This window comes from Rhodococcus sp. NPDC006774 (assembly GCF_040636045.1).
GTDB lineage: Bacteria > Actinomycetota > Actinomycetes > Mycobacteriales > Mycobacteriaceae > Rhodococcoides.
Genome location: NZ_JBEYIW010000014.1, coordinates 39,206 through 64,237 on the forward strand (window position 1 = coordinate 39,206; position 25,032 = coordinate 64,237).

The following is a 25,032-nucleotide window of genomic DNA, read 5'->3' on the forward strand; positions in this document are numbered from 1 at the left end:
CAAGCTCAGCGCCGCCGGCGGCGTCCGGTTCCGAAGATGCTGCGCGAGATCTCGCGGCCGGCCGCCGAGGCAGCCGATCGTAGGAAGCTCTTGACTGCTGGGTTGCCCATGATGCGCTCCGCGGCCGACGGCCCGTCCGGCTCGCTCGGAGGCAGATCGGGCAGATCCGCAGGCAGGGGCGGGATGTCGAACTTCTCGGCCGGAGCGGGCACGTTCGCCACCCGCGCGTTCATGCGCTCGTAGGCGGACTCGCGGTCGATGGTCTCGCGGTACTTCGCGGACAGAGTGCTCGACGACGCGGCCGCTGCGATGGCGTCGTTGCCGATGGTGTCCATCAGGGAGCGCGGCGGGCGTATCTTCGTCCACGCCACGGGTGTCGGGGCCCCCTTCTCCGAGAGCACCGTCACGATTGCTTCGCCGGTCCCCAGCGACGTCAGTGCTTTTTCGAGGTCGTAGGCGTCGGTCTTGGGGTACGTGCGCACCGTCTTGTTCAACGCCTTCTGATCATCGGGCGTGAAGGCGCGCAGAGCATGCTGAATACGTGCGCCCAATTGTGAGAGCACGTCGTTGGGAACGTCGGTGGGCAGCTGCGTGCAGAAGAAGACACCGACGCCCTTGGATCGGATGAGCTTGACGGTCTGCTCCACCTGCTGCAGGAACGCCTTGGACGCATCGGCGAACAGCAGGTGTGCCTCGTCGAAGATGAAGACCAGTTTGGGCTTGTCGATATCACCGACCTCGGGAAGCGTCTGGAACAGGTCGGCGAGCACCCACATCAGGAAGGTGGAGAACATCACCGGACGTGACGCCTGCGCCCCGAGCTCGAACAGAGTGATGACCCCTCTGCCGTCCGGTCCGACGCGCAGCAGATCCTCGGTCTCGAGTTCCGGCTCACCGAAGAAGGTGTCTCCTCCGTCTGCTTCGAGGTTGACCAGCGCGCGCAGAATGACGCCTGCGGTGGCCGAGGAGACCCCGCCGATGCCTTTCAGGTCGGCTTTGCCCTCGTCACTGGTCAGGTGCATGATCACCGATCGCAGGTCTTTGAGATCGAGCAGGGCGAGCCCCTGGGAGTCGGCCCAGTGGAAGATCAGACCGAGGGTCGATTCTTGAGTATTGTTCAGCCCCAACACTTTACTCAGCAAAATCGGACCGAACGCCGTGATGGTGGCGCGGACCGGCACTCCGATTCCCTCGGTGCCGAGAGAAAGAAACTCCACCGGGTGTCCGGTCGGGGCCCAGTCCGTCAGACCGGTGTCCGCAGCGCGGCTGCGAATCTTCTCGTTGTCCTCCCCCGGCGCGGACAGGCCCGACAGATCGCCTTTGACATCGGCCATGACGACGGGAACCCCTGCCGCAGAAAGCTGTTCGGCAATGCCCTGCAGGGTCTTGGTCTTACCGGTTCCGGTGGCCCCGGCCACGAGACCGTGCCTGTTCAACGTCGCCAACGGAATTCGGATGCGAGCAGCCGGATCGGTGACGCCGTCGAGAACCACGGTTCCCAGCTCCAAAGCTGCACCCGCAGAGGCATATCCGGCAGAGATCTCGGCAGCCTTACCGTTCGCAGTCGGTGTCGACCCTTGTTCCGCGGCAAGCGCCTCGGCTTCGGCCGCGTCCGCTGCGGCCAGAGCTTCGGCAGCCACCCGTGCGGCTTCGACGGCCGCCGCCTTGGCCGCCTTCGCCCTCTCGGCAGGACTGAGCGTGGGTGCCGGCTGCGTCGGGTCGACTGTCATGTCCGCGTCCTCCATGAACGTGTGCTGGTGCTGAACTGGTTTCGATCGCCACCGCAAACCCTAGTGGCATCGCAGCTCGCACTAAGGTGGAGCGCGTGCAGGACAAACTTGTGTGGATCGATTGTGAAATGACCGGCTTGGACCTGAGCAAGGACAAGCTGATCGAAATTGCGGCGCTGGTGACCGACAGTGAGCTGAACATCCTCGGAGAGGGTGTCGACATCGTCATCCACGCCGATGACGACGCGTTGGCGAACATGCCTGCCGTCGTCACCGACATGCACGCCAAGTCGGGCTTGACCGACGAAGTGCGCGCATCGACGGTGACGCTGGAGGAAGCCGAGCAGCGCGTACTGGCGTACATCAAGGAGCACGTCCCGGTGGCCGGAACCGTTCCGCTCGCGGGAAACTCCATCGGGACCGATCGCGGATTCATCTCTCGCGACATGACCGCGCTCGACACCTACCTCCACTACCGAATGATCGACGTCAGCTCGATCAAGGAACTTTCCCGACGGTGGTACCCACGGATCTACTACGGGCAGCCGGCCAAGGGCCTTGCGCACCGCGCCCTGGCGGACATCAAGGAGTCGATCAAAGAGTTGCAGTACTACCGCCGGACGGCCTTCGTGGCTCCGCCGGGGCCCTCTACCAGCGACATCGCGGCAGTTGTTGCCGAACTCGACACGCAATCGGGGGCGGATTAGCAACCTCGGATTCAACCCGCTAGTATTGTCGACGCTGCTGATGCAGAGCCCAAAAAGGTTCTGCGGACGCGTGCAATGGTGGGCGTAGTTCAGCTGGTAGAGCACCAGGTTGTGATCCTGGATGTCGCGGGTTCGAGTCCCGTCGCTCACCCCATACGAAGAAGGCCGGTCTCCTCGCGAGACCGGCCTTTTTTGTGCGTCCATCTCCCGGTCCGTGAGCCTTCCCGGTTCCGACGCGACCACCCTGACCTCGAATTACGTTGTTGTAATTCAACTTTCAGGTTTCCTGTGGGGTTAATGTGACGTACGGTTACCAATGGCACTTTTGGGGAAGAAAAGTACCAATGTGATTCATGTGTTTTCTGTTACGTGAGTTCAGCGTGCCCCGAAGCGTCACCGAACATGTTCTTACGTCCTGCTCGCACCCATCCGACGGTGCGCGGAGGACGCAGACGAGGAGGCTTTTCGTGGGTCGCAGAATGCACAGAGTCATAGCGGGTTCGATCTTGTCGGCAGCACTGTGCATCGGCACAACCGGCTTGCTCAGCCCAGCGGTGGCCACCGCTCAACCCACGATCGAACTCCCCCAGATTCCGATACCGCAGCCCGACGCGCAGCAACGGGCCGCGATTCTCGCTGCTGTCCTGGACGCCACCGGCGTCCTCATCAACCAGGTGGCAGCCATCGTTCTCGACAGCGACGTACTCACAGCACCGGACTCACCGGACGCCCCGAGCACAGTGGACGTACCCGAGATCGAACTCCCGACCGCGGCCCCGACGGTAGGGCTCGGCGGGGCAGTGCTCCCCATCGACGCAGGCAAGTACCGCATCAGTTCGGGCTACGGCGGACGCAACAACCCGACCGGCAACGGAGCGCAGTACCACCAGGGCGTGGACTTCGCGGCAGACAGCGGAACCCCCATCCACGCGGTGACCGGCGGAACCGTCGTTCAGGCCGGAGACGCAGGCGACGGCTACGGCAAGCTCGTCCGGGTCAAGAGTGGCAACACCGAGACGTACTACGGCCACCAGTCCAGCATCGCCGTCGCGGTCGGCGACGAAGTGGCACCGGGCGACGTTCTCGGCGCAGTCGGCAGCACCGGAAATTCGACCGGACCGCATCTGCACTTCGAGGTCCGCAACAACGGTTCGAGCATCGAACCGGTGGCGTACCTGAAGACCCTGGGCATCGATCCCTCGCTGTACCAGACTCGCGACCGAAGCTGATCGGCCGAATCGGGTCCGATCAGACCGTGGTGGCGTTCCCTGCTTTCCACTCGTCCCACGGGACGTTCCAGTCACCGAGGCCGTCGGTACCCGACAGCGTTCCACCGACGGTGTTCTTCACGACGACGATGTCGCCGCGCTTGGTGTTGTCGTAGACCCACTTCGCGTTGGTGGGACTCAGGTTCAGGCACCCGTGCGAGGCATTGGAATAGCCCTGCTGTCCCACCGACCACGGTGCGGAGTGGAAGAAGATGCCGCTGTAGGACATTCGCGTGGCCCAGTCGACCGGAGTGCGGTATCCGCTGGACGAATTCACCGGCACCCCGTAGGTCGACGAATCCATCACGAGATGCTCGAAGCGGTCGCCGATGATGTAGACGCCGTTGTCGGTGGGAGTGCTGTCCTTGCCCATCGACGTCGGCATGGTGATGACGTCCTGGCCGTTGACGTTGAACGTCACCTGCTTGGTGTTGTCGTCGGCGGTGGCGATGACGGCGTCACCGATCGTGAACGATGTCGTGGCGTTCTCCTGGCCGAAGATGTCGTCCCCGAGATCGCGCCCGTACACGTCGACCGCCACGTCGACCTTGGTGCCCGGTGCCCAGTAGTTCTGCGGACGCCAGCGAACTTCCTTGTTGTTGACCCAGTAGAACGCGCCTTCGACGGCAGGCGTCGTGGTGACGGTGATGGCGTTCTGCGCGGCGACCTTGTCGGTGATCGGTTCGTCGAACTGAACCGCGACCGGCTGACCGATTCCGACGACGTCGCCGGGGTTCGGCAGAACGTAGGGCTTGGTGAAGTTGCCGGGTTGGCTGGTGGTGAAGCTCGATACCGTGCTCGACGCTCCCCCGAGTCCGTACGCATCGGCCTGGACGCGGTATTCGCGGTCGTAGCCGAGCGGTTCGGTGTTGGTCCACGACAATCCGTCGGGCGAAATCGCTCCGGAGACGGGCTTGCCCTCCGGGTTGAGCATCGTCACCGAGGACAACTTGCCGTCGGCAACCGAGACGGTCACCGGGTCCGCCGGCGAGAATCCGACGGCTCCGTCGAGGACGCTCGAGGTCAGCTTCGGCTTCATCAGCTCGGTCATCGGGTTGGAGTCGATCGGAACCGACGGCTCGGAGATGTCCGACGCAGAACTACATCCCGACAGGACTGCCACCGAAGCAACCACTCCCACCGCGGCGAGTACGAATCCGCGATACACCCTCATGAACCACACCACTTCCCACTTCGAGCCCGACCCGGACGATTGTGCCAGCGGAAAATCGGACACTCCACTCGACAGCCCGTTCGATGAGTAACGTTCGAGTACCAATCGCGTACCGGGAAGTTCGTGTTACCTCCCATCCGCCTCCTATCAGCTCCCGAGCGGACATCACCGCCCCTGGCGGGGCACGGTGAGGACAACGTCATATCCGGCTAACTGACGTGTAATGACGGCGCACCCTGGGCCGGGCACTGTGGAATCCATGGTCACCACGGTGAAGACACTCTGCGCGTACTGCGGCGTGGGATGCGGCATGGTGCTCGAGATCGGCGGCCCGACCACATCCTCCGATGCCACCCCGACCAGGCCTGTCGTCACCAAGTCCGTCGGCGACAAGTCCCACCCGGCCAACTTCGGCCGGCTGTGCACCAAGGGAACCACCACCGCGGACATGCTCGCCGGGCCCGGACGGCTCGAGAAGGCCCAGATCAGGCAGCGCCGCGGCGAGCGCCCGGAGAGCACGGACACGTCGGTGGCGATCAACGACACCGCCCGGCGACTGCGAACCATCATCGACGAACACGGCCCCGATGCGCTCGCGCTGTACGTGTCGGGGCAGATGTCGATCGAAGCCCAGTACCTGTCGAACAAACTCGCCAAGGGATTCATCGGCACCAACCAGATCGAATCCAATTCCCGACTCTGCATGGCGAGCGCAGGAACCGGATACAAGCAGTCGCTGGGAGCCGACGGTCCGCCCGGGTCGTACCAGGACTTCGACCACGCAGACGTCTTCTTCGTCATCGGCTCCAACATGGCCGACTGTCACCCCATTCTGTTCCTGCGGATGATGGACCGCGTCAAGGCAGGGGCGAAGCTGATCGTCGTCGACCCCCGTCGCACCGCCACCGCCGACAAGGCCCACCTGCATCTGCAACTCGAGCCGGGTTCGGACCTGGCGCTGCTCAACGGACTGCTCGCGCTCATCGCGGAGAACGGCGACATCGACCCCGAGTTCATCGCGGATTTCACCGACGGGTGGGACGCCATGCCGGACTTCCTCGACGGCTACACCCCGGAGAAGGTCTGCGCCGCAACCGGTCTCGATGAGCAAGACCTGCGAGCCGCGGCCGCGATGATCGGCGGTGCACAGAACTGGATGAGCTGCTGGACGATGGGCCTGAACCAGTCGACGCACGGAACCTGGAACACCAACGCGCTGTGCAACCTCCATCTGGCGACGGGTGCCATCTGCAAGACCGGCAGCGGCCCGTTCTCCCTGACCGGGCAACCGAACGCCATGGGCGGACGGGAAATGGGATACATGGGCCCCGGGCTGCCGGGACAGCGAGCGGTGTTCGACGACGCCGACCGCGAATTCGTCGAGGACCGATGGGGAATTCCGCACGGAACGTTGCGGACCGACGTCGGCGGCGGAACCATCGAGATGTTCTCCAAGCTCGCTGCCGGTGAGATCAAGGCCTGCTGGATCATCTGCACCAATCCGGTTGCCTCGGTGGCCAACCGAACGACGGTGATCGACGGTCTCGAGCGCGCCGAATTGGTCATCACTCAGGATGCGTTCGCCGATACCGAAACCAACGACTACGCCGATGTGATGCTGCCCGCCGCGTTGTGGACGGAAGCGCACGGAGTGATGGTCAATTCCGAACGCAACCTCACGCTGTTCCAACCGGCGGTCGAGGCACCGGGCGGTGCATTGCCGGACTGGAAGATCATCGCCGACATGGCGTGCGCGCTCGGGTATGCCGATGCCTTCACCTATGCGAGTGCCGAGGAGGTGTTCGAGGAGATCAAGCAGTTCTGGAACCCGAACACCGGCTACGACATTCGCGGAGTCACCTACGACCGGTTGCGCGAAAGTCCCATCCAGTGGCCGTGTCCGCCCGACGCGACAACCACTCGGCACCCGATCCGCTACCTCAACGACGGGGTCAGCCAACGGCAACGGGTGTCCGATGACGGTTCGATCCCCGCACTGTCCTTCCCCACCCCGAGCGGTCGGGCCCAGTTCTTCGCCCGGCCCAGCATGCTGCCGGCGGAGATGCCCGACGACGACTACCCGTTTCTACTCAACACCGGACGCCTGCCACACCAGTGGCACACCATGACCAAGACCGGCAAGGTCGCCAAGCTGAACAAACTCGATTCCGGCCCGTTCGTCGAGGTGCACCCACTCGACGCCGAGCGGCTCGGTGTGATCGACGGCGACAGCATCGAGGTCGCGTCCCGCCGAGGCCGAGCCGTCCTCCCAGCCGTCGTCACCGATCGAGTGCTCCCGGGCGGTTGCTTCGCGCCCTTCCACTGGAACGACGAATTCGGTGAGTATCTCGCCATCAATGCCGTCACCAACGACGCCATCGATCCGTATTCTCGACAACCCGAATTCAAGGCGTGTGCAGTCACACTCACCAGAGTTGCTGCAGCCCAATCGCCCTCACCCGTCGGCGACGACCGTTCCCACGATCCGGTCGAGGCGCTCGCCACGATCGTCGGTCGCCCAGCACGTCCGTCGGAACCGCTGACCACCGTCGAACAGCGTTACATCGCAGGACTTCTCGAAGGTCTGGGCAGTGAGGCCGGACGCAGCGCAGCCGGAACGCCCACTCTGCCGTCGCGGACTCCCCTGTCCCCCGAAACCCACGCATGGCTCGACGGCGTTCTCGCCGGACTGTTCTCGCGCAGACCGGACACCGACGGCACTGCTCCCGGCGCATCGGCCGATACCGCCGATGCGGGGCGACGCCCGGTGCTGCTGCTCTGGGCCTCGCAGACCGGCACCGCCGAGGAGTACGCCCAGTCCTGCCTTTCCCACCTACGGGGAGCCGGTCTGACGATCGCCGAACACTCGATGGACGGTTTCACCGTCGATCGTCTGCCCGCCGAGGCAGACGTGCTGATCGTCAGCAGTACCACCGGTGACGGCGAAGCGCCCGACAACGGTGAGACGTTCTGGGACAGCCTCGTCGCCGAGTCCGCGGCGACGCTTCCGGAAATCCGTTATGCCGTACTCGCTTTCGGTGACTCGAGCTACGCGGACTTCTGCGGCCACGGCCGCAGGATCGATGAGCGCCTCGCCGAGCTGGGTGCACAACGGCTGCTCGAGCGGGTCGACTGCGAGCCCGATTACGAGAGCGAGGCCGCGGCGTGGCTCGATGCGGTGGTCGATCGGCTCCGGCACGATGCCGATTCCACCACCACCACCACCGACGACGCACGGGTGGAGTCGGCCGCGCGCACCGTCCCGCAGACCCGAGCGGAACCGGAGCGGTACAGCAAGAAGTCACCGCTGGTGACGACTCTCGTACGCAATCGAGTACTGACCGCACGCGGATCCGTCAAGGACGTACGCCAGTTCGGATTCCATCTGCCCGACGGGACCCTCGAGTACGAGGTCGGCGACGCGCTCGGAGTATGGCCGCGCAACAGCGACGCCTACGTCGACGAGTGGCTCGAGGCCACCGGCCTGGACCGTGACACCGCTGTCGACCTCGCTGGATATGGCCCGATGTCGCTGCGCACAGCGCTGAGCAGCCATCTCGAAATCGCTCGTGCAACACCGGATCTACTGAAGTTCGTCCACCGACGAACTGCGGACGACGACCTGGAGGCGATGCTGCATCCCGACAACAAGCATGCGCTGTCCGACTGGATGTGGGGTCGCCAGTCGATCGATGTGCTTGCTGCACATCCGGTTCGGGCCTCGGTGGACGACTGGTTGGGAGTTCTCAAACCCTTGCAACCACGGCTGTACTCGATCTCGTCGAGTCCGAAGGAGAACCCCAACGAAGTACAGGTGACTGTCTCGGCGGTGCGGTACAACGTTCATGGAGTTCCCCGGCGCGGGGTGTGCTCGACCTACCTGGCCGACCATGCGTCGAACCACGATGTGGGGATATTCGTGCAGAAGACCTCGCACTTCAAACCGCCGGACGATCCCACCACCCCGATGATCATGGTGGGCCCGGGTACCGGCGTCGCCCCGTTCCGCGCATTCCTGCACGAGCGTCGCGCACTCGGGCACACCGGCCACAATTGGCTGTTCTTCGGTGAACAGCACGCCGACACGGACTTCTACTATCGCGACGAACTGACGGCGATGCTCGGCGACGGTTCGTTGAACCGGTTGGACGTCGCATTCTCGCGCGATCAGAAGGACAAGGTCTACGTCCAGGATCGAATGCGTGAGCACGGGGCAGAGCTGTGGAACTGGATTCACCGCGGTGCGCACTTCTACGTGTGCGGCGATGCGTCCAGAATGGCCAAGGACGTCGACGCCGCTCTGAAGGGCGTGGTGGCACAACACGGCAAGCTCGCGCCGAGCAGTGCCGAGGCCTATGTCAAAGCCCTTGCGGCAGAGAAGCGATACGTTCGCGACGTCTATTGAGTCGGCGGAACCGTGCGGGTGAGGAACTCGATCTGGTCCCCCACGACCCGCTCGAACGCCTCGCCCAGGTAGATCTCGAAATGGCCGGCGTCGTATGTCTTGATCTCTCCGTGCGGTGCCGTCCGCGCGTAGCGCAGAGTGGCCTTCGCCGGCGCAACCGAATCCGTCTCGCAGACGATGAACAGGATGGGACAGCGAACGTCCTTTGCCCGACGCCCGGGCCGGTGCCGCACGATCTGCAGCGCGACTCTGGCTGCGACTCGGTTGTGGAACGTTTCGTCGGCGTCCGGCGCGAGTGCGAGGTAACCGTCGTAGCTGTCGGGCGAGGTCATCAGTGCGGTCGTCCCCGGTCGTCCGGCCGTGTTCACCATCAACGGCGGTCGCCCGATCACCGATCCCGCCAGATCGCCGAGAGCCCGGCCGGACAGCTTCGTCGACGTCCAGGTGTTCGACGCGAGTCCGGAGGCAATCCCGTCGGTGAACGGGCACTGCGAGATCACTGCCGCGACCTTCCGGTCTCGGGCGGCGGCGACGATGACGTGACCACCACCGAACGACGAGCCCCACAACACGATTCGCGAGGTGTCCACATCCGAACGGGAACGCGCGTGGTCGATGGCCGATGCCCAGTCCTGCAGCTGTGATTCGATGTCGAGCAGCTGCCGTGGCTCGCCTCCGCTGGCCCCGAAGTAGCGATAGTCGAACACCAGGCAGGCGTACCCCGCGGCGCGGAAACGCTCCGCGTAGGCGTCGAGCCGCATTTCCCGAGTTCCGCCGAGGCCATGCGCCATGACCATCACCGGAGCGGGGCCGGTGCCGGTCGGAAGATAGAGCCACGCCGCGCAGACGTCTCCGTGAGAATCGAACGTGACATCGATGCGATCTGGGATCGAGCCCCCCGTCTGCGAATTCATGCGCAGACAGTAGCCCATTGCGGTCGACGGTGGAACAGGTCGGCTACCGACCGGAATGCTCCGCGGCGTAGGCGTCGACGCGTCCGTAGGCGATCTTGGGCGTCCAGTCTCTGTGCACCAGACCGAAGTTCTGTTCGGTGTCGGCGGTGTTGGAACCGGCGTCGCGCAGGCTGTAGACGTAGGCCGGTCCGAGCCAGTCGTTGCCGAGGACGGCATCGAGGACGATTCCTATGCTGTCCGATTGCGTCTGCTCGCTGACACTGTTGGGGGCCGTCCCGGTGGGAGCTCCGAACTCGGTGATCCAGATCTGCTTCGCACTGTCGCCACCGGCGACCATGGTGTCTCGCATCGGCCACATCTTCATGGCGGTGTTCCACGACGCCGTGTCCGGGTCGTTGGGTAGATACGGCCACGTGTACGGGTGAACGTTGAAGGCGTCGAAATACTTGTTGGATCCTTGCGCGTACATCTTCGACAGGAACGTCGTACCCGCGATGTTGCCGTCCTTGTCCTCGGAGGGTGCCATCCCGCCTGCAAGCACGGTGGAATCGGGTTGCACTTGCTTGATCACCGTGTAGGTCGCGCGCAGCAGCGCCGAGTACGCCGTTACGTCGGGAGCGGGCTTGAAGAACGTCACGATGTTCGGCTCGTTCCACACTTCCCAGATGTTGATTCGGCTCTGGTATCGCTGAACCACGGTCTTGGCGAACGCCGCGAAGGTGGCGGGGTTCGCAGGACGGGAGTGCGAATCGTTGACGGCAGCAGCCACGCGTGCCCACCTCGGGGTGTACGCGACAATGCCGTGCACGCACATCCCGTGGGCCACAACGGCATCGATCACCCGATCCGTTCGGCTCCAATCGAACTTGCCCCGGGTCGGCTCGATTGCAGACCAGTCGATGTCGAGACGAACCGCGAACGTCCCCGCGTCACGGGCGAGTGTGAGTTCCCGATCGAGATCCGCTGCGGACAGAGCACCTATCGTCGCTCCGGGTGATATTCCGATCCGCACCGCGTCCGATTGCCGAGCACACGAAGGACTACCGCCCGGCGTCTGCTGCTGCCGCAGGACCGATGCAGCAGCGGGCACCGTCCCGGCCGAGAGCGACAACAACACGACCGTCAGTGCCGCAATCGCTCGCCGCGGTGAACTCCGTTTCATCGGCAGATGTTAGCAACTGCCGTGATTCAGAAAACGGGTACCGGCAAAACTTTATTGTTGCTCACTTTGTCTCACTCCTCGGCTGCGGAACATCCGCGGAAATACGAATAGTGGAATGCACCGACTCGAGCGTCGGTGTGACAACTCGGCCTGTACTACCATCTGGACAATGACGACAGGATTTCCCGGTTTCGACGACCGCCTGAACGATGTGCTCGCCCGACAGGCGGACAGATCAGGCCAGTCTCCCGAGGCATACATTCGGCGAGCTGTTGTCGATCGAATCGTGCGAGAACTGTCCGAGGATCCTGATTCCGAGGTCGGTGCGCTTCTCAGAGCATTGGAGGACGGTACCGAGAACGGTGCCGGTCCGGCCGAGCCGACCGGAGAGTTCGGCACTCCGATCGACGACCCGGATCGGCTTGCTGCAGTGGCTCGAACAGGGCTGATGGACACCGGCTCCGATGCCGGATACGACCGGGTCGTCGCCATGGTGGCCGACGCGCTCAGTGCCCCTTCTGCTGCATTCTCGCTCCTCGACGACAGGCGTCAGTACTTCAAGAGTGCCGTCGGGCTTCCCTCGGAACTCGATGGCGCGCAGGAGGTTCCTCTCGAGGGTTCGATCTGCCGATACGTGATCGACACCGGTCGGCCATTGGTGGTCGAGGACGTTCGATTGCACGACGTACTCAAGGACCATCCTTCGGTACAGGCGAACATGTTGGTCTCGTACCTCAGCGTCCCACTCACCGACGACGACGGTCATTCGGTGGGCACTGTGTGCGTGTGGGATCAGCGACCACGGCAATGGACCACCGGTCACATTCAGATTCTTCAGGACCTTGCCTGGATCATTCGCGAGCGGATACTCGGATAAACGACGCGAATCAATATTCGTTCCGTAATCGGGACTCTCAACAAACTCTTGGTCTTTTTTGCGTGACTCGATCGTTAGCACGCGCCCGTGTCGGTATGAATTGATTGGGATATCTTTACCGAATCCGAATCGATCCGAGCCCCCGGAAGTGGTTGTGCCCCAAATATTGGAACCAGCGCGAATTCGGCCTCGGCCGGTGACAACCGATTCGTCTGCCGTACCGCGAGCTATCGCCGACCGACTCCGAGTCGATCCATGGCACACCGGGGTCACTGTTGCTCTGGATTCGGTCGCTGCCATCGTGGCCGTGGTCGGAGCGTTGCTGTGGCACGCCGGAAATCTCACCGACTCAGGGCTGCTCCCCTGGCTGTTCGTACCGTTGCTGATCGGCATCCTCGCCGGCAAGTCCATGTACCGACGAAGCCTCCGCCGCAACTTTCTCGACGAGATCGGGCCGGCAGAAACGGCCGTCGCCTTCGCGTCACTGGCTCTGCTCGTCACGATGTTCCTGTCCGACACCGTCTATCGGCCCAGCGCCATTGTGCTGAGGCTGTGGCTGTTGAGTGCCGTCACGATCGCGCTCGCCCGTCTCGCTCGGGTCGTGCTTCAGCGCGTCATGCGTTCCAAGTACGGATGTGCCGCGCCGACCATCGTCGTCGGCAACGATCCCATCGCCCATCAACTCGCCGCGCGAATGCGCCAGTTCCCCGAGTACGGACTCGCGCCCGTCGGGTACGTCGGCGACGCACCGGCAGCCACGCTCGACCCGAGTGACAACGATCCGACGAGCCTGGTTCACCTCGGGATCACGACCGACTTCGAGGCAGTCGCCCGCAGCACCGGGGCCGAGGAACTGATCGTTGCCTTCGCACCGAGTCAGGACAGAGAATTGGTGGCTGCGATCAGGGTTGCACACCGGCTCGGTATGCGGGTGTGGGTGGTTCCGCGGCTGTACGACACCGTCGGTTTGCACACCCGCATCGAGCACATCGGCGGACTGCCCCTGATGGTCCTTCCACACGTCGACCCCAAGGGCTGGCAGTTCGCCGTCAAGGGGGCTCTCGATCGGATCCTGTCCGCAGTCGGTGTTCTGTTGCTCTCCCCTGTCTTTCTGACTCTCGTACTGCTCGTGCGCCTGAGTTCGCCCGGCCCGATCTTCTTCAAACAGGAGCGAATCGGCCGCGACGGACTGCCGTTCGACTGCTTGAAGTTTCGCTCCATGCGCCCTCCCCGTGCGTCCGACGCCGAGTTCGAGCGGAAGGCCGGGGACGCGCCCGGCGGTGTCGAGGGAGTCGACAGACGAACGCGAATCGGCAAGATCATGCGTCAGACCTCGCTGGACGAACTTCCGCAGTTGCTCAACGTACTTCGCGGCGACATGAGCCTGGTCGGCCCGCGACCGGAGCGCCCCGAGTACGTCGATCTCTTCGAGATGCAGATCCGTCGGTACGGAGAGCGGCACCGCGTCAAGGCCGGAGTGACCGGGTGGGCTCAGGTGCACGGCCTGAGGGGCCAGACATCCATCGCGGACCGCGCCGAATGGGACAATTTCTACATCGAGAACTGGTCCGTGTGGCTCGATGTCAAGATTCTGTTTCTCACGGTTCTCGCCGTTCTGAAGCGCGCCGAGGACTGATCGTGGTCCACGCCGAACACGGCCACGTTCGGGTCACCGCGTGATCACGTACGTTGCGCTCGCTTTCGGCGCAGCGGTGCTGCTCGCGCTGGGCTGCGCGGTCGCCTCGGCCATCTACCGTCGGCCGCAACGCGGTGTGTTGCTGTTGGCGGGATTGGTTCCACTGCACGGCCTTCTGTTTCTCGTTCCCCTCCCCGGGGTGGTGTCCGGCTGGAAGGAAGGCCTGGTCGTCTTCACGGTTCTGTGCGCGTGGTTGCGTCGACCCCGACACGTTCGTGGCTCGACGCCTCGGGTGTTCATGCCGTGGTGGCCCGCGGCCGTCGTCTTCGTCGTGTTCGGCAGCGTGTCTGCGTTCGCCACGTTCGGAATCGTCGGCGTGTTCGGCATCAAGGTGACCTTCTTCTACATCCTGCTGGTGGTCGTCATGTGGCTTGCACCGTTCGACGCCACGGACCGCGACCACCTCGTCTCCGTTCTCATGGGTATGGGTGTGTTCACCTCGGCGGTGGGCATCGCACAACTCCTGGCCGGACCCGCCGCATTGGTGTCGTTGGGGTACGAATACGGCACCCAGGTCCGAACATCGGGTGGACTGCTCCGCACGTTCAGCACGTTCAACCTGCCGTTCCCGTTCGGGCTGTACGTGATGTTGGCGTTGCTCGTCGGTGGTGCGGTCGCGCTGGCCGATCCACATCGTCGACGAAACATGTTGTTCCTGTGCGCGACTCCGATGATGGTCGTCGCCATGTCCAGTTCGATCGTGCGAGGAGCAATTCTGGGGCTCGCGGTCGGAGCCATCTACCTGATCGCTGTGCGCTTCCGCTACCTCGCCGCGCCGCTCGCTCTGGCAGCGCTGGCCGTGGCGGTCACGGTTCCCTTCGTCCCCAGGATCACGTCGGTCTTCTTCTCGTCGAGCAGTCTGGGTCAACGCGGCGACGGCTGGGCCAACATCATCGCCAGCATTCTGATCCATCCGTTCGGGACGGGACTGGGATCGAGTGGTTCTGCGGCAGACCGCATTTCCACCGCCGAGGGTGTCGCATTCACGCAATCGGGGCTCTCCACCAACTACCAGCCCGACAACTACTACGTGAAGGCACTGCTCGAACTCGGACCGATCGGCCTGTGGGCGGTGATCGCGTTGCTCGTGACGTCGCTGCTGTGGTGCACCCGCCTGTCCCGAGCGCTACCGGGCAGAGACGGCGCACTGGCACTCGGTGTCGGTGCCTCGATCGTTGCCGCCATGTTCGCCAGTCTCGTCTCGACGTATTTCGAGATCTTTCCGATCGATGTCTATTTCTGGCTCTTGTTAGGAGTGGTGGGATGCGCAGCAGCGCAACACGAATCGTTTTCGGGGCGCTCGCCCTCCGGCCGGGCGGAAGCGGAGTACAGACCTACATTCGCGAGCTCCTGAACGAGTTACCGCACTGCCTACCCGATGCCGATCTCGCCGCGTCGGTGCAGCGCGACGCCGTCGGTGAGCTCCCTCCCTCGGTCACGGCGATGGAGCGGCCTGTCACCAGCGGTACAGCTCGTGCGTTGCTCGGGGCCCTTCCTGTCGGTCGTTGCGATGTGGTGCACGGTCTGGACGTCGACCTGCCGTTCCTCACCAAGGCCTTCACAGTTGCGACGGTGCACGACCTTTCGGTCATCGACATGCCGTCGGCCTCGAGTCGATTTCGCGCGCTCGGCGAACAGAGACTGGTACGGCGCGCACTGCGCCGCGCAGATCTGCTCATCGCGGTCTCGCAGTTCACCGCCGATCGAATCAAGGCGGTCAGCGGGCGCGACGCCACTGTGGTCGGCTTGGCACCCGCAGCCTGGGCCACCGTCCCCACCGACAGCCGGGTGGACGTCGTTCGGTCCAAGTACGACTTGCCGGACCGTTTCGTCATGCAGGTCGGAACGGTGGAGCCTCGCAAGAACGTTCAGCTGGTGGCCGACGCAGCGGAGAAACTCGGAATTCCGTGTCTGCTGGCCGGGGCAGGCTCGACCGGTCCCCACGCTCCCCGCAATTCCCGGGGACTCGGTTACGTCGATGTCGAGGATCTACCCGCCCTCTACGCTGCCGCGACAGTCACCGCATACGCGTCTCGGTACGAGGGCTACGGACTCCCGCCCGTCGAGGCCATGGCGTCGGGCGGCGCGGTTGTCGCCAGCGCCGTCGGCGCCCTCCCCGACGTCGTCGGCGACGGTGCCGTTCTCGTCGAATCGGAGAACGTGGACGACTGGGTACATGCGATGAAACCCATCGCTTTCGACGGGGACGCCCGCGCAGCTCTTGTCGACGCGGCAGCCGTTGCCACCCGCGAGATCAGCTGGCGTCGAACGGCGGAACTCACCGCCGACGCGTATCGAGCCGCAGGCGTGGTCTGATGGCCGAGGAGCTCGCGCTCGACGGCACCGAGCAGCCCCCGGACTACCGCGCCATCGCAGCGGATCCGAAAGCCGCGGCCAAAGCGACGATTGCCGTTCTGATCAGCAGAGTGATCATCGCGACGTTGGGGTGGGTGGGCAGCGTCGTCGTCGCGAGGTCCCTCGGACCGGACGAGTGGGGCCAGTTCAGCTTCGTCTTCGCGCTGCTCGGCTTGATGTCCGTCGTGACCGATCTGGGGGTCGGACGCGTCGTGCTCGCGAAATTGATGGACGACGATCCCGAGGAGATCGGTCGAACGGCGTCGTCGTTTCTCGCTCTGCGTACCGTCCTCGGGTTGGTGGGGTACGTGCTGGCCGTCGCATACGTTCTGCTGCTGCAGTATCCGAGCGAAGTGGTCCTCGCGACGGTGGTGGGCGGACTGGTGGTCGTGTTCGCAACGCCCGGTCACGCATTGAGTGTGCTCTTCCAGAGTCGTCACCGTCTGGTACTCGTGGCCGTTGCCGAAAGCGCCGGGCAAGCAATCCAATTGGCGTTGACCGTGCTGGCGGCCGTGCTGGCCCCCACCCTGCTGATCTTCGTTCTCCCGGCCGTGGCCAACGAAGTGTTCAAGTTGGTGACCAAGGGTTTCGGCATCGGTAACCGTTCCATGGGCCTGCGACCGTCGCGGCACATCGAAATTCGTCGCTGGGGGCCCTACCTGAAGGAGGCCGTGCCACTCGCGATCGGCTTCGCTCTCACCATCGCCATGCTCAAGATCGACATGTTGATGCTCAGCCTGCTCGACACGTTCGAGGCCGTGGGACTGTATTCCATCGGCTACAAGTTCTCGGACATGATCGACACGTTCGTCTTGGCGGCGGTGGCACCGATCAGCACCCTGCTCGTCGCGTCGTGGCCCCACGACACCACAGCATTTCGAGCACGCTCACGTTCGGCCGCACTGCTGTTCGCGCTCTTCGGCGCTATGGCTGTCGCGGCGTTCGTGCCGTCGGCCGAGCCGCTGATCGGCCTGCTGTACGGCGAACGGTTCGTCGACGGAGCTCACGCAGCCCGTCTGCTCGTCATCGGTGCGGCGCTGATGTCGTTGGTGATGCTGGGAATCTTCCTGCTCGCGTCGGCCGGAATGCAGCGGCACTACCCCGTGGTGGCATTGGTCGGTCTGGCCCTGAACATCGGGTTGAACCTGTTCCTGATCCCGCGGATGTCGTACGACGGAGCTGCGATCTCGACCGTCGTGACGATCGGCACCACCCTCGTTCTCTTGTGGATCGTGATCGCGCGAAGCATGCCCGTATCCAGACTGCTTCCAGTGCAGTCCATTTCGGTGACAGTCGTGGTGACCGCGGCCACTACGGTCGGCGGCTGGTTCCTGGTGCAGCACCATCCCGGCCTGTGGCTGCTCATCTCGGTCGCGGCAGCGCTGCTGGTCGCGAGCGTGCTCTACGCGTTCGTCGCCATCGGACTCGTCGAGTCTCCACTGCCGGGGCCGGCCGAGAAGGGACGACACCGTGCGCACTCCGAATGACCACCGACACAACGGACACATCGCCCGATTCGGGCCGTGCCCCGCGGAGTCGAAGTCGGGTTTCGCGGATGTAGCTGACCATCGTGCTTGTTCTTCGAATGTTGTTGATGTGCAGTTTCATTCACGAGCGGCACGGTTACGCGGACTGCACTCGGGCCCGGCTATCATCGAGCCTGTCGGCTCCACGAATCTCCGAAGCGGTACGTCCGCTCGCATCGACGACGGAAGGGTACGCGGTTGATGTCCGTCCACGATGCCGTACACCGGGGCGACGTGCCCCCACCTATCGATCTGGCGGGACACATGCGTGAACTCGGCCGGGCACTGCTGCCCGCCGTGATCATTGCTGCGCTGGTCGGTGCAGGCGTGTTCTACCTCAGAAGCGAACTCACCGACAAGCAGTACGCCGCGTCGGTCGTGGCCGAGATCGAACCGGCCCAAAGCCTCGTTCCCGGTGACGCGTTCATCGAGCAGATGCGCGCACCGTTCGTCGAGTTGGCGACCGACCGCAGTGTACTCGATGAGGTCCTCACGCAGGTCGACTCCGGACTGAACGCTGCCGAGCTGGCGTCGAGCGTCGAACTCTCCCCCGGCACCTCGCCTGCACTGCTGACCGTCACGGTGACGACCCGATCTCCCGAGCTCGCCGCAGATCTGGCTCGCACGATGGTGTCGACCATGGCAAGTACCAGCACTGCCAACGCGATCCGCGACTCTCGCGAGCGCACGGAGGAAGCGCAGTCCTCGATCGATGCGCAACAGGCTCGAGTGGACGCTCTCCCCGCCGACGACCCGAGCCGGGCCGCAGCCGTGTCCGAACTGGCCGAACTGCGCACCCGCCTGAGCGAAGTCGAGGCCGCTGCGGGAGGAGATCGACTGGTCGTGCTGTCGAACCCCGAGCAGAGCACCACACCGGTGTCACCGAAACCGGTCTCGGAGGCACTCGTAGCCGCTCTCGCAGCCCTCATCGTCGCGGCCGAACTGATCGTGTTGCTGCGAGGACGCCTCGGACGCAGGCCCTCTCGTTCCTGGGCACGTCGGGTCTCCCGCAAGTACGGAGCGCACTTCGACCCGACGGCGGGTGACGCGGTGCCGCCGGCCGTAGCTGCGCGGATGGCAGCACTCGAACGCGGCGATCGACCCGCCTCGAGGGGGGCTCGACACGCAGCTCCCAGGGGCGACAGCGTGATCGTCCTGTTGGTCGGCGAGGGTGCCGTGTCGGAGTCGACTCACGATCGGCATCGGACAACCGAACATCGCCGAGGCACCGCAGAATTCGGGTTGTCGGAGCAGTGGTGGCAGCACACGGAGGTGGGCGAAGTCGAGACCGTCGTGGTGCTGGTGTCCAGCCGTGGACGGGACAAGAAGGCAGCAACCGCCGCGCTGCGGCGGCTCGACGACTTCGACATACCCGTGCACCTGGTCCTGCAGAGCAAGAACTCGACCCGACGAGTGGAACAGACCGCGCAGACGATCGCGCCGGAAGGCCGAAGCCATGCCAGCTGACAGAATTGCCGTAGTACACGAAAGATTCACCGAGATCGCCGGATCCGAGCACGTCATCGAACAGCTCGCATTGCACTGGCCTGCGGCCGAGGTGTTCGCGCCGATCTCCAGGCCGGCCGGGGTCCCGTCGGGGATCGGCCGCGAGGTGCACACGTCGAGCCTGAACCGGCTGTACAACGCGTTGGGGCAGCGGTCCTACGCGCCCGTCCTTCCGATGATGCCGCTGGCATTTCGGCGCATGCCGCTCGAAGGTTTCGATGCAGTCGTGGTCAGCCACCACGCCTTCGCAACCCAGGCCGTGTTCGCCACCGACTCCCCGGTGATCGCCTACGTGCACAGCCCGGCACGGTGGGCCTGGGACCCCGAACTACGCGCAGGCGAAGGCGGCGGTAGAGCCGGAGCAGCGATCCTGACGGCACTGTCGGCCATTGCCCGCCGATGCGAGATCGCTGCCGCACCGAAACTGACCACCGTGGTGGCCAATTCGACTGCAGTTGCACGTCGCATCGAGGACTGGTGGGGCCGTGACGACGCGGTGGTGGTCCATCCTCCCGTCGACACCGAGGGATTCACGCCGGATCCGTCCGTCGAGCGAGAGAACTTCTTCCTGCTCGCGGGTCGCCTGGTCCCCTACAAGCGTCCGGACATCGCGGTGCGCGCGGCCGCGGAGGCCGGCGTTCCCCTCGTGGTGGCGGGAGACGGCCGTGCGATGGACGCCTGCCGGAAACTGGCCGGACCGAAAACGACCTTCCTGGGACGAGTTTCACACGAGAAGCTTCTCGAACTGCATCGGACGACGCGCGCCCTTCTGATGCCGGGAGTCGAGGACTTCGGCATCGTCCCCGTCGAGTCCATGGCGACCGGAACACCCGTCATCGCCCTGGGCGACGGCGGTGCCATGGACTCGGTGGTACCCGGAAAGACCGGGGTGCACGTGGCTCCGGGCTCCGACGACGACGTGATCGCCGGATTTGCCGAGGCCATGCGCTCCCTCGACCCCGCAGACTACGACCGCGCCGGCATTCGCGCGTGGGCGGAGGGCTTTTCGCGGGCAAACTTCCGCAGTCGGATGCAGGAGGTCGTCGATGCCGTCCGCTGAGCGTCGATACCGCGCAACTGCGCTGGATCGTGTCTTCGCCGATACCCGAATTGTCACCGCGGTCGGCCCCGTTCGTGGTCTCGACGTCGGACGTACGAGACGAACGCTCACGGCCGCCGAACAGGTCGGTACCGAGGCACACCTCGCCCTGGAACCGCGGTCGGACGCTCGTCTGTGGCGCTACCGCACCGGCATCGCAGGTGACAACGTCTCCGCGAGCACCGATCCCACGGACGACCTGGGCAAGATGCTCACCGACATTCGATCTCGACACGGAGAACGCAGCCCTCTCGACGTGGTCGTGTTCGACGACCATCTCGCGATCGACTACTCGCACGGAATCGGGGACGGCCAGATCGGCGTGATGATGTTGGCGGCATTCTGCGACGATGCCGACGAGTCACTGGTCCCCGGGCTCGCGGTGGGACTACCGGCGAGCGCAACATGGAAAGCGTTGTGGCGTCACTATTCTCGGAATCCGAAGACCTTGGCGGACTTCTGGAAGCTGCGCGGTCGCCACCGAACCGAGGCCGACGGCGAGTCCGCTCCCCGTCGCAGAATCGAGAACTGGGAAGCCGCGAAGGTCAGCCGAGCCGCGTACATGAGCCGAGCCCGTGTGGACGAACTCAAACACTGGACGGCCGAGCACATGCCAGGAGCGACCGCCGCGTCGATCTCGATCGCACTGTGGAGTGCGGCTCTGCGGGCCGAGGGCGTCGACGTCGCCGAGCACATCATGGTCTTGTTCAACAGTCGACGTTATCTCGATTCGGCGCAACAGAATTCGCACGGGAACTTTGCCGTCGGCATTCCACTTCACCTCCCGTCGGGCACGTCACCCGTCGGCATCACTGCGACAATGCGCGAGGTGATCGAATCGGGTTGGCCGATAGCAGTATTGGCGATGTCACTGCTGCGCGATGCTGCGTCGCGAGTTCGGCCTGTTGCTCGCTCGCAGACCGATTCGGTCGTCGAGGTTCCCGAAACACTGAGGCTGGCCGTCAGCGACCTCGGGCGAGTGCGGGTGTTCGATCATCTCGATTGGTTCGACGACGGCAGACCGCCGCAGATGGCCGCATCGCTCGAACCGGACGGCCCGGACGGCTGCACCATGCTCATCGCCGAGATTGCCGGTGGGCGAACGTACACGGCATCGTTCTGCAGCAAGATGATCGACGTCGCGGTCATCGATTCGGCGCTGCAGAGGATGTGTGAAGACCCCGTCGCTCTGCTGCACCATGAATGACGAGTAACGAGTTCGACTTCTCGAACCACCCTTGCCACACAGACGGGCCCACACATGACCGACGAGTCGACCGTGCTTTTCCTCGCCCATACGGGACAGGTCTCCGGTGCCGAGAAGGTACTGCTGAATTTGATCGACGAGGCCGAGCGCCGCGGCCACAGAACTGTGATCGCCTGCCCCGCGGGACCACTGGCGCATCGCCTGCCGAGCGCAACCCGACACATCCGGATCGACGAGCTGGGCCTCGGAGGTGAGCACGGGGCCGCACGCGTCGTCGCCGCCGTACGCCTGGTCGGCAGATGGATCGGAGCCGCGCGCGCAGTGCGCACCGTCGCGCGTGCCCCCGGAACCGCAACCGTCGTCAACTCGCTGTTCGCGCTCCCCGTCGTACGACTGTGCAGGCCCACCCGCGGTGCGTCGTGGCTCGTTCACGACACCATGAACTCGCTCAAGCAGCGGGTGGTGGTTCGATTCGCGCGGCCCGCCGTCCGTGTCGCGGTGTCGGTGTCGGAAGCAACGGCAGTTCCGCTCCGCGCGGCCGGCCTTCCCGTGGTGGTATCCCACAACGGAGTGCCGTGGCCGGTGCCTCGCTTCGGCGGCGAACTTCACACCCCGCCGGTCGTCGGTATGTTGGCTCTGCTGACACCGTGGAAGGGTCACCGAGTTCTCCTCGATGCCGTGGCCACTCTTCCCGACATCCGAGTCGAGCTGGCAGGAGGCAGCTTCCCCGGCGATCGGGACTACGTATCGGAGCTCCACGCACGTGCGGCCGAACCGGACCTCGGCGGCAGGGTCGAGTTTCTCGGGCACACCGACGCCCAGTCCGCTCTCCGCAGGTGGGACGTCGTAATTTCGGCCAGTACGTCTCCGGAGGCCGGCCCCTTGTCGGTACTCGAAGCGATGTCGCACGGGCTGCCGGTGATCGGAACAGATCACGGCGGTACCCACGAATTCCTCGTCGACGGTGCCGGGATACTGGTCGAGCCCGGCAACGCCACAGCCCTCGCGGCCGCCATTTCGACGGTGGTGGCCGATTCGGATCGGCGGCGGACTCTCGGGGACGCCGCGAGGGACCGAGTTGCAAGCCGCCACGACATCGCCGAGACACTTCCCGCCTTGCTGCACCGCCTCATCAGCTGACAGTCATGCCCATCGCGCGAGCACCCGCGCGGGAAAATGAACGAAGTCGAACCCCGGCGCAGGCGGCTGTGTTTCAATCGGGACCCGATTGGAACGATGGGGGCTGATGTGACTCGCGCCATGACGAGATCCAACGAGCATTATCAATGGTGTATCGGCGTGATGACCAGCCTCGCGTTGACCACCGCGGTCAAACGCATCGTCTCCGCTGCCGCCTTGGCCATGGCCATCGTCGTGACCTTCGAGCTCGCATTCGGCTACGGAGCCACGACGACGATCCCGTCGATAGTGCAGTGGACGTGCATGATCGCCGCATACATCATGGGCGCGTTCTGGTGGTTCGGTCCGTGGCCGACGCTCGGGCAGGCGTTCGCCTTCGTCGTCATCGCGAACGTCGCAATTTTCGGGGCCACCATCACGGCAGATTTCGCACCCGAGGTCACGCTCGGAAAATGCGCATTCCTCATCCCGATCGGCATGCTTGCCGGCTTCTTCTTCGACAAGTGGCGGTTGGCCACACACATTGCTCTCTGCCTGCTCGGAACCACGGTCGTCGCGGTCTATATCGTGATCGAGCGCGGCGTGGACACGTTCGTGGCGGTGGTCCTGTGGGCTCCGATCGTCATTTCCTTCACCGGCTTCGCCCTGCTGCTGCAGGCAACCACCCAATCGATGCGTCTGGAGTTCGAGTAACCGACATGCACACCTTCACCCTCCCCCACACCGGGACAGACGTCTCGAGCATCGTGCTGGGGTTCATGCGCATCACCGATCTGGACGACGACCGGATCAGACGATTGGTGGACACCGCTCTCGACGTAGGCGTCACGGTGTTCGACCATGCCGATATCTACGGCGGTACGCCTCACACGTGCGAGAAGCGATTCGGCGATGCGGTCACCCTGACTTCGTCGCAACGCGAGCACATCGGCATTCAGAGCAAGGTCGGCATTCGGGAGGGCTGGTTCGACTTCTCCAAGGAACACATCGTCACCACTGTCGAGGCGTCACTCGAGGCCCTCGGTGTCGAGTACCTGGACACGCTTCTACTGCACCGACCGGACACCCTCGTCGAGCCGGATGAGGTCGCAGCAGCGTTCGATCACCTGCACGCGTCGGGCAAAGTCCTGGGCTTCGGCGTCTCCAATCACACACCCGGCCAGATCGAGTTGCTGAAAACTGCTGTCACTCAACCTATTCTGTTCGATCAGGTGCAGCTGAGCATCGTGCACTCGCCGTTGATCGCGGCGGGTCTGACGGCCAACATGGGCACCGAGGATCAATCGATCGACCGCGACAACGGCTTGCTGGACTACGCGCGAACGCGTGGAATCACCCTGCAGGCGTGGTCACCGTTCCAGAGCGGTACGCCCTCCGGCGTGTTCGTGGGCGACCGCGAGAACTACCCCGAACTGAATGTGGCACTGGACGAGATCGCCGACGCACACGGATCCACCCCGTCAGCGGTGGCAACGGCCTGGATCACCAGGCACCCGGCCGACATCCAGGTCGTGCTCGGCACCACGAGTCCCGATCGAGTCGTCGAAGCTGCCGGCGGTTCGGACCTACGCCTGACCAGGCAGGAGTGGTACCGCCTGTTCCGAACGGCAGGCCACACACTGCCCTGAACGACACTCAGCAGCATCTCATCTTCCGTTACCTTATCGTTACCGACTAGCTATCGGTCCGTGATGATCAAGCTTCGGTTCGGTGACGTTGCGCTGTCAGGATTACCGCACGGCATGCACCGGAACCTGTAGCCCTCGGGTTTCGCCCCGTGCACGTCGGTCGCTAGGCCATCCGAACTGAGAGGTTCGCACCGTGACTGTCACCGACCACTTCGATTCTCACCTCGCCCCCGTCGAGCGCGGCAATGCTCATTACTCCATCGGCACAGAGTTCTACTCCCCTCGCCTGACTGTCGTCCGTGCGTCGGGCGATCTCGACCTGGGGGCTCGTACCGATCTCGCGCAGGCGCTCGACGACGCTCTGCGCGGCGAAACGGTTGTGCTGCTGGACTTGTCAGCGGTCACCTTCATGTACTCGGGGGCAGCATGCGTGATCGTCGATGCCGCCGCCCGCAGTGCAGGCCGGCTCGAGATCTACGCTCCGACGCGGCCCGCACGCCTCGTTCTCGACGCATTGGGCGCGGCGACCATCGGGGCAGATCCGCGCGCTGCATGACCGGTGGAGGTTTGCGGTCGGCACGATTCGGCAAACCCCAGGAGGACAGCGACTCCGGACGGCACGTTCGCCGTGAGTCGTC

Annotated in this window: 19 protein-coding genes and 1 tRNA gene; 16 read left to right on the plus strand and 4 right to left on the minus strand. The window is 64.3% G+C overall.

What is annotated here, in order from left to right:
- Positions 1–5: 5 nt before the first annotated feature.
- On the minus strand, positions 6–1,730 hold the full coding sequence (locus ABZ677_RS19890) for a helicase HerA-like domain-containing protein (protein ID WP_358372481.1): 1,725 nt from the start codon (positions 1,728–1,730) through the stop codon (positions 6–8).
- Between the two features lie 95 nt (positions 1,731–1,825).
- Between ABZ677_RS19890 and orn the strand changes: the two genes are divergently transcribed.
- The 3 genes from orn to ABZ677_RS19905 all read left to right on the plus strand — a co-directional run bounded on the left by orn (position 1,826) and on the right by ABZ677_RS19905 (position 3,666).
- Positions 1,826–2,437: an oligoribonuclease gene (gene orn / locus ABZ677_RS19895; RefSeq protein WP_094635673.1), complete on the plus strand. Its 612-nt coding sequence runs from the start codon at positions 1,826–1,828 to the stop codon at positions 2,435–2,437.
- 78 nt (positions 2,438–2,515) lie between these two features.
- A tRNA-His gene (locus ABZ677_RS19900) sits at positions 2,516–2,591 on the plus strand.
- A 325-nt stretch (positions 2,592–2,916) separates the two neighbouring features.
- Positions 2,917–3,666, plus strand: a complete 750-nt coding sequence (locus ABZ677_RS19905; protein ID WP_230596352.1) for a M23 family metallopeptidase — start codon at positions 2,917–2,919, stop codon at positions 3,664–3,666.
- Between the two features lie 19 nt (positions 3,667–3,685).
- On the opposite strand, the gene ABZ677_RS19910 is transcribed toward ABZ677_RS19905, so the two are convergent.
- On the minus strand, positions 3,686–4,879 hold the full coding sequence (locus ABZ677_RS19910; protein ID WP_037193631.1) for an Ig-like domain-containing protein: 1,194 nt from the start codon (positions 4,877–4,879) through the stop codon (positions 3,686–3,688).
- Positions 4,880–5,138: 259 nt separating this feature from the next.
- Here ABZ677_RS19910 and ABZ677_RS19915 point away from each other — a divergent pair, with 259 nt between their 5' ends.
- Positions 5,139–9,284, plus strand: a complete 4,146-nt coding sequence (locus ABZ677_RS19915; RefSeq protein WP_358372485.1) for a bifunctional nitrate reductase/sulfite reductase flavoprotein subunit alpha — start codon at positions 5,139–5,141, stop codon at positions 9,282–9,284.
- Here ABZ677_RS19915 and ABZ677_RS19920 read toward each other — a convergent pair.
- Together ABZ677_RS19920 and ABZ677_RS19925 are read right to left on the minus strand one after the other, a co-directional pair.
- Positions 9,278–10,198 (minus strand): alpha/beta fold hydrolase, encoded by a 921-nt coding sequence (locus ABZ677_RS19920; RefSeq protein ID WP_358372488.1) that lies wholly within the window; start codon positions 10,196–10,198, stop codon positions 9,278–9,280. The genes ABZ677_RS19915 and ABZ677_RS19920 overlap by 7 nt on opposite strands.
- A gap of 43 nt (positions 10,199–10,241) precedes the next feature.
- A complete protein-coding gene (locus ABZ677_RS19925) occupies positions 10,242–11,360 on the minus strand; it encodes an endo-1,4-beta-xylanase (protein WP_094635589.1) in 1,119 nt (372 codons plus the stop codon).
- Positions 11,361–11,529: 169 nt separating this feature from the next.
- Between ABZ677_RS19925 and ABZ677_RS19930 the strand changes: the two genes are divergently transcribed.
- The 12 genes from ABZ677_RS19930 (at position 11,530) to ABZ677_RS19985 (ending at position 24,950) form a co-directional block, all read left to right on the plus strand.
- On the plus strand, positions 11,530–12,237 hold the full coding sequence (locus ABZ677_RS19930; protein ID WP_358372490.1) for a GAF domain-containing protein: 708 nt from the start codon (positions 11,530–11,532) through the stop codon (positions 12,235–12,237).
- A 196-nt stretch (positions 12,238–12,433) separates the two neighbouring features.
- Positions 12,434–13,873: a sugar transferase gene (locus tag ABZ677_RS19935; RefSeq protein WP_252342109.1), complete on the plus strand. Its 1,440-nt coding sequence runs from the start codon at positions 12,434–12,436 to the stop codon at positions 13,871–13,873.
- 40 nt (positions 13,874–13,913) lie between these two features.
- On the plus strand, positions 13,914–15,287 hold the full coding sequence (locus tag ABZ677_RS19940; protein WP_358372494.1) for an O-antigen ligase family protein: 1,374 nt from the start codon (positions 13,914–13,916) through the stop codon (positions 15,285–15,287).
- Positions 15,197–16,249 (plus strand): glycosyltransferase family 1 protein, encoded by a 1,053-nt coding sequence (locus ABZ677_RS19945; protein ID WP_358372497.1) that lies wholly within the window; start codon positions 15,197–15,199, stop codon positions 16,247–16,249. The genes ABZ677_RS19940 and ABZ677_RS19945 overlap by 91 nt, the downstream gene beginning before the upstream one ends.
- Positions 16,249–17,775 carry a flippase gene (locus tag ABZ677_RS19950; protein ID WP_037193213.1) on the plus strand — a complete coding sequence of 509 codons (1,527 nt, stop codon included), beginning with the start codon at positions 16,249–16,251 and terminating at the stop codon, positions 17,773–17,775. Before ABZ677_RS19945 ends, ABZ677_RS19950 begins: the two co-directional genes overlap by 1 nt.
- A 273-nt stretch (positions 17,776–18,048) precedes the next feature.
- Positions 18,049–19,281 carry a hypothetical protein gene (locus ABZ677_RS19955; protein WP_094741828.1) on the plus strand — a complete coding sequence of 411 codons (1,233 nt, stop codon included), beginning with the start codon at positions 18,049–18,051 and terminating at the stop codon, positions 19,279–19,281.
- Positions 19,271–20,380, plus strand: coding sequence for a glycosyltransferase (locus ABZ677_RS19960; RefSeq protein WP_358372500.1), 1,110 nt, complete (start codon positions 19,271–19,273; stop codon positions 20,378–20,380). Before ABZ677_RS19955 ends, ABZ677_RS19960 begins: the two co-directional genes overlap by 11 nt.
- Positions 20,367–21,626, plus strand: coding sequence for a hypothetical protein (locus ABZ677_RS19965; protein ID WP_358372502.1), 1,260 nt, complete (start codon positions 20,367–20,369; stop codon positions 21,624–21,626). The genes ABZ677_RS19960 and ABZ677_RS19965 overlap by 14 nt, the downstream gene beginning before the upstream one ends.
- Positions 21,627–21,680: 54 nt before the next feature.
- Positions 21,681–22,766, plus strand: coding sequence for a glycosyltransferase family 4 protein (locus ABZ677_RS19970; protein WP_358372505.1), 1,086 nt, complete (start codon positions 21,681–21,683; stop codon positions 22,764–22,766).
- 162 nt (positions 22,767–22,928) lie between these two features.
- Complete coding sequence (locus ABZ677_RS19975; RefSeq protein WP_358372602.1) at positions 22,929–23,459, plus strand: giguanylate cyclase; 531 nt, start codon at positions 22,929–22,931, stop codon at positions 23,457–23,459.
- A 5-nt stretch (positions 23,460–23,464) separates the two neighbouring features.
- Positions 23,465–24,394: an aldo/keto reductase gene (locus ABZ677_RS19980; protein ID WP_358372508.1), complete on the plus strand. Its 930-nt coding sequence runs from the start codon at positions 23,465–23,467 to the stop codon at positions 24,392–24,394.
- A 193-nt stretch (positions 24,395–24,587) separates the two neighbouring features.
- Positions 24,588–24,950 carry an STAS domain-containing protein gene (locus ABZ677_RS19985; protein ID WP_358372511.1) on the plus strand — a complete coding sequence of 121 codons (363 nt, stop codon included), beginning with the start codon at positions 24,588–24,590 and terminating at the stop codon, positions 24,948–24,950.
- The last annotated feature ends 82 nt before the right edge of the window (positions 24,951–25,032 follow it).